Origin of the sequence: uncultured Flavonifractor sp., from assembly GCF_944387675.1 — a bacterium.
In the GTDB taxonomy this organism is placed as follows: domain Bacteria; phylum Bacillota; class Clostridia; order Oscillospirales; family Oscillospiraceae; genus Flavonifractor.
Genome location: NZ_CALXFV010000135.1, coordinates 1 through 4,587 on the forward strand (window position 1 = coordinate 1; position 4,587 = coordinate 4,587).

Consider the following 4,587-nt stretch of genomic DNA (forward strand, 5'->3'; position numbering starts at 1 on the left):
TCGCAGCGCAGCAGAACCTTCTTGCCGGCCACATCGATGTCCTTCACGGTTTTCTTGTTGTAGTTCATCCTGTTCTAGCTCCTTTCATCTCGCCCTCCCCGGTGAGTCCAGGGAAGTTCAGCTGCCGCAAAGCCTCGTAGGTGACGATGGCCGCGGCGTTGGACAGGTTCAGACACCGGGCTTCCGCCCGGATGGGGATACGAATGCAGCGCTCGCTGTGGGCCAGCCGGAACTGCTCCGGCAGGCCGGCGGTCTCCTTGCCGAAGATGAGCCAGCACTCATCCCGGAACTCCGCCTGGGTGTAGGGCCTGGGGGCCTTGGTGGTGGCCAGCCAGATGTCCTCCGCCCCGGTCTTCTGGAAAAAATCCTCCAGGCTGTGGTATACCCGCACATCCACCAGGTGCCAGTAATCCAGCCCCGCCCGCTTCACCGCCTTATCGCTGATGTCAAAACCCAGCGGCTCGATAAGGTGGAGCCTTGTCCCCGTCACTGCGCAGGTGCGGGCAATATTCCCTGTATTTTGTGGGATCTCCGGCTCAAAAAGCACAATATTGAGCATCTTCCCACCTCTTTCCAGACCTTACTATTACCAGCGGAGGCTATTGTACTCCAATCCAGCACAAATTTCAACCAGGAAAGCGTGAAAAAGTACTAAAACCTTTGGTTTTCTTTGCTGATTTCTGGCTTTCTTTTCTCTGCTTTTACACTTTATTGCGGTGAGAATCTGTGATATGATAGGATTCGGCGGGGAAGCCGCCGGAGAGGATGAGTGATTTTGGACAACAGCAGTACCATCCGCAGAGTGGTGGTTAAGGTAGGCACCTCCACCCTCACCCGTGAGACGGGCAGTCTGAATTTACATAATATGGAGCATCTGGCCCGGGTGCTCTCCGATTTGCAGGGCATGGGGCTTCAGGTGGTGCTGGTCTCCTCCGGCGCCATCGGCATCGGCACCAAAAAACTGCGGCTGGCCCAGCGGCCCACCGAGCTGAAGATGAAGCAGGCCGCCGCCGCGGTGGGCCAGTGCATGATGATGCACGTATATGACAAGTTTTTTGCCGAATACAACCGGACGGTGGCTCAGATCCTTCTCACCGGGGAGGATGTGGACGCCCCCGTGCGCTCGGAGCATCTGCACAACACCTTTGAGTCCCTGCTGGGGTTGGGGGTTATCCCCATTGTCAACGAGAACGACTCGGTGTCCTCGGCGGAGATTGAGACCGGCCAGTGCAAGGTACTGGGCGACAACGATACCCTGTCGGCCATGGTGGCCAGGCTGTGCGGAGCGGAGCTGCTGATTCTGCTCAGCGACATTGACGGGCTGTACGACGCCGATCCCCGCACCCACCCCGAGGCCAGGCTGATCCACCGGGTCACCGCCGTCACCCCCCAGCTGCGGGCCATGGCGGGGGGCGCCGGCACCTGGCGGGGAACCGGCGGCATGGCCACCAAGCTCAACGCCGCCCAGCTCTGTCTGGAGGCGGGCATCGACATGGTCATCGCCAACGGCAGCAAGATGGAGGCTATTTATGATATTGTGGCGGGCCGGGATGTAGGGACCCGGTTTACCCCCGGGACCTGTTGATTCCGCCGCCCGGCGCTACAGGAAAGACAACAGAGGAGGGCTGATTATGACACAGTTGGAAACCCAGGGCCTGGCGGCCAAACATGCCGCCCGGGTGCTGTCCGTGGCGGGAACCGCCCGGAAGAATCAGGCGCTGGAGGCCATTGCCGCCGCCATTGTAGACCGGCAGGAGGAGATTTTGGCCGCCAACGCCGCCGACCTGGAGGCAGGACGGGCCGCCGGACTCCGCCCCGCCCTGCTGGACCGTCTGGCTCTGGATGCCGGGCGTATCGCCGGCATTGTGGAGGGGGTGCGGCAGGTGGCCGCCCTTCCCGACCCCATTGGGGAGGTCATCAAAATGACCACCCGGCCCAACGGCCTCACCATCGGTAAGCGCCGGGTCCCCCTGGGGGTCATCGGCATTATCTACGAGGCCCGACCCAATGTGACGGTGGACGCCGCCGCTCTATGCCTCAAATCGGGCAATGCGGTGATCCTCCGGGGAGGTAAGGAGGCTTTCCGCTCCAACCAGGCCTTTGTGTCGGTGATGCGGGACGCCCTGGAGGGGGCGGGTCTGCCCCGGGACTGCGTGGCCCTGGTGATGGACACCAGCCGGGAGAGCGCCGGGGAGCTGATGGCCCTGACGGAATATCTGGACGTGCTTATCCCCCGGGGGGGCGCAGGGCTGATCCAAAACGTGGTCAACAACGCCAAGGTACCGGTGATTCAAACCGGAGTGGGGGTATGCCATGTCTATGTCCACGAGGGGGCCGACCTGGGCATGGCCGCCCGGATCATCCACAACGCCAAGACCTCCCGTCCCTCGGTGTGCAACGCCGCCGAGTGTCTGCTGGTGGACCGGGGAATTGCCCGGGACTTCCTGCCCATGGCCTGGCAGCTGCTCCAGACCAAAGGCGTGGAGCTGCGGGGCTGCCCGGAGACCCGGGCCATTCTGGGCGAGGCTGTAACACCCGCCTCGGAGGCCGACTGGGACACCGAGTTCGGCGACTACATTCTGGCCGTCAAGGTGGTGGGTGGCTTTGAGGAGGCCACCGACTTCATTGCCCAGCACGGTTCCGGCCATTCCGAGGCCATTGTCACCAACGATTACGCCGCCGCCCAGCGGTTTTTGGATGTGGTGGACGCGGCGGCGGTCTACGTCAACGCCTCCACCCGGTTTACCGACGGCTTTGAGTTCGGACTGGGGGCGGAGATCGGCATCTCCACCCAGAAGATGCACGCCAGAGGTCCCATGGGTCTGGAGGAGCTGACCTCCAGCAAGTTCATCATTTACGGCACGGGCCAAATCCGCTGAGCATAGGATGGAGCGGCCCCTCGGGTGATTTTCTACATACGGCGGGCGGTTTCGCCCGCCGTATGACTTTTTGTTTTGGGGGGTTGTTCCATGCTGGAACGCCAATTGACGTTGGAGGGCGGCACGCTGTACTGCGACCTGGGGCCGCTGGAACCCGGGGGTTGGCAGACCCTGGACTGCTCCCTCCGCCTGGCGGGAGTCCTGCCGGAGCGGCGGGTGGCAGTGGCGGTGGAGGTGACGGAGGGGGATATCTGCCGGGGCGCCCGGATCTTCTCCGTCCCCGCCCACCACGGGTCTCAGGCCGCCGACGTGGTGCTCCGGGGGGTCCGGTTTTATCTGCCCGAGGCGGAGGCGCCCCGGCGCCTCACCGTCCGGGCCGACGCCCACTATCTGGACCTGGGGCAGCGCTGCCTGCTGTAACCAAAACATCCCGCAAAGCGGCTGCTTTGCGGGATGTTTTGCTTTAAAACTGGAACAGGATGCCCACCACTGCCGAGGCGGCAATAAACACGATGGGATGGAGCTTTTTCAAGGGTTTGACCTGGAGACAGGCAAAGACGGCCACTGCCAGCAGAATGGCCTTCCAGTGGAAAAAGGCCGCCGTACCGAAGGCTGCCCCGGTGTTGACCAGGGCAATGGCGCACACCTCCACCAGGGCGGCGGTGATGAGGGCGGTAGAGGCGGGGCGGATGCCGTAGAACACCGCGTCCACTCCCCGGCTCTCCCGGAACTTCTTCAAAAAGCCGGCGATGATGAGGATGACCAGGATGGAGGGACAGACCAGACCCAGGGTAGCAACCACGCCCCCCGCAATGCCCCCTGCGGCGCCTCCTGCCAGGCTGCCGGTGTGGAAGCCCACATAAGTGGCCATGTTCACCCCCATGGGTCCGGGGGTGGACTCGGAGATGGCGATCATGTTGGCCAGCTCCCCTGCGGTAAACCAGCCGGTGCGGGTCCCCATATCGGTAAGAAAGGGGATGGTGGCCAGCCCACCGCCGATGGCAAAGAGGCCCGCCTTAAAAAACTCATAGAAAAGCTGGAGATAAATCACGCTCTCAGCCCCCCCTTCGCCGCCCGGATACACAGTCCGGCCACCCCCGCCGCCACCACCAGCACAATGGGGGAGGTCACATAGCTCAGCACGCTGCCCAGGACGTTGGGTGGAAAGGTCACAAAATTCCCCAGGATGGCCAAAATTGCCACCACCATAAAGATGATCACGGTGGACTTGTCCACCACGGTACTCTTCCGCAGCTTGAGAACGCTGGAAAGAATGAGGGCGCACACGCAGGCCCGGACGCCGTTGAAGGCGTGGATCACCACCGGCAGGTGGGCAAAGTTTTGCAGGAAGGCGGCAATGAGCATGATGATGACCAGACAGGGAAACACCAGGCCCAAGGTGGCCGTCACACCCCCCACCGCCCCCTTCAGCTTGTGGCCCACAAAGGTGGCGGTATTGACGGCAATAATGCCGGGGGTACACTGGCCGATGGCAAAGTAATCGGACAGTTCCTCCTCGGTGGCCCATTCCCGCTTTTCCACCAGCTCCCGCTGGAGGATGGGCAGCATGGCGTAGCCGCCCCCGAAGGTACATACCCCGATTTTGGCAAAGGTCCAAAATAAATTCCAGCAGAGATTCACGTCAGCTCAGCCCCTCCAGTTCCTCCAGCCACAGGGCCGCCGCCGCATCGGAGGGCATCCGCCAGTC

Annotated in this window: 6 protein-coding genes; 3 read left to right on the forward strand and 3 right to left on the reverse strand. The window is 62.5% G+C overall.

All coding sequences use genetic code 11. The annotated features are described in order from the left end of the window. Window positions 1–64: 64 nt before the first annotated feature. Window positions 65–559: a tRNA (cytidine(34)-2'-O)-methyltransferase gene (locus Q0J74_RS10420; RefSeq protein ID WP_297214365.1), complete on the reverse strand. Its 495-nt coding sequence runs from the start codon at window positions 557–559 to the stop codon at window positions 65–67. 216 nt (window positions 560–775) lie between these two features. On the opposite strand from Q0J74_RS10420, the gene proB reads away from it, so the two are divergent. The 3 genes from proB to Q0J74_RS10435 all read left to right on the forward strand — a co-directional run bounded on the left by proB (window position 776) and on the right by Q0J74_RS10435 (window position 3,299). After that, entirely contained in the window at window positions 776–1,585 is an 810-nt protein-coding gene (proB, locus tag Q0J74_RS10425; protein ID WP_297214367.1) for a glutamate 5-kinase, read from the forward strand. A gap of 46 nt (window positions 1,586–1,631) precedes the next feature. After that, window positions 1,632–2,879: a glutamate-5-semialdehyde dehydrogenase gene (locus Q0J74_RS10430; RefSeq protein ID WP_297214369.1), complete on the forward strand. Its 1,248-nt coding sequence runs from the start codon at window positions 1,632–1,634 to the stop codon at window positions 2,877–2,879. A 90-nt stretch (window positions 2,880–2,969) separates the two neighbouring features. Beyond that, on the forward strand, window positions 2,970–3,299 hold the full coding sequence (locus Q0J74_RS10435) for a hypothetical protein (protein ID WP_297214371.1): 330 nt from the start codon (window positions 2,970–2,972) through the stop codon (window positions 3,297–3,299). Window positions 3,300–3,342: 43 nt separating this feature from the next. On the opposite strand, the gene Q0J74_RS10440 is transcribed toward Q0J74_RS10435, so the two are convergent. Both Q0J74_RS10440 and Q0J74_RS10445 read right to left on the reverse strand, forming a co-directional pair. Beyond that, window positions 3,343–3,930 (reverse strand): chromate transporter, encoded by a 588-nt coding sequence (locus Q0J74_RS10440; RefSeq protein ID WP_297214373.1) that lies wholly within the window; start codon window positions 3,928–3,930, stop codon window positions 3,343–3,345. Next, window positions 3,927–4,520: a chromate transporter gene (locus Q0J74_RS10445; protein ID WP_297214375.1), complete on the reverse strand. Its 594-nt coding sequence runs from the start codon at window positions 4,518–4,520 to the stop codon at window positions 3,927–3,929. The genes Q0J74_RS10440 and Q0J74_RS10445 overlap by 4 nt, the downstream gene beginning before the upstream one ends. Window positions 4,521–4,587: the final 67 nt, after the last annotated feature.

Coding starts and splice junctions, on each gene's coding strand:
- Q0J74_RS10420 (WP_297214365.1), bottom strand. CDS start 559: ATGCTCAATATTGTGCTTTTTGAGCCGGAGATCCCACAAAATACAGGG.
- Q0J74_RS10430 (WP_297214369.1), top strand. CDS start 1,632: ATGACACAGTTGGAAACCCAGGGCCTGGCGGCCAAACATGCCGCCCGG.
- Q0J74_RS10435 (WP_297214371.1), top strand. CDS start 2,970: ATGCTGGAACGCCAATTGACGTTGGAGGGCGGCACGCTGTACTGCGAC.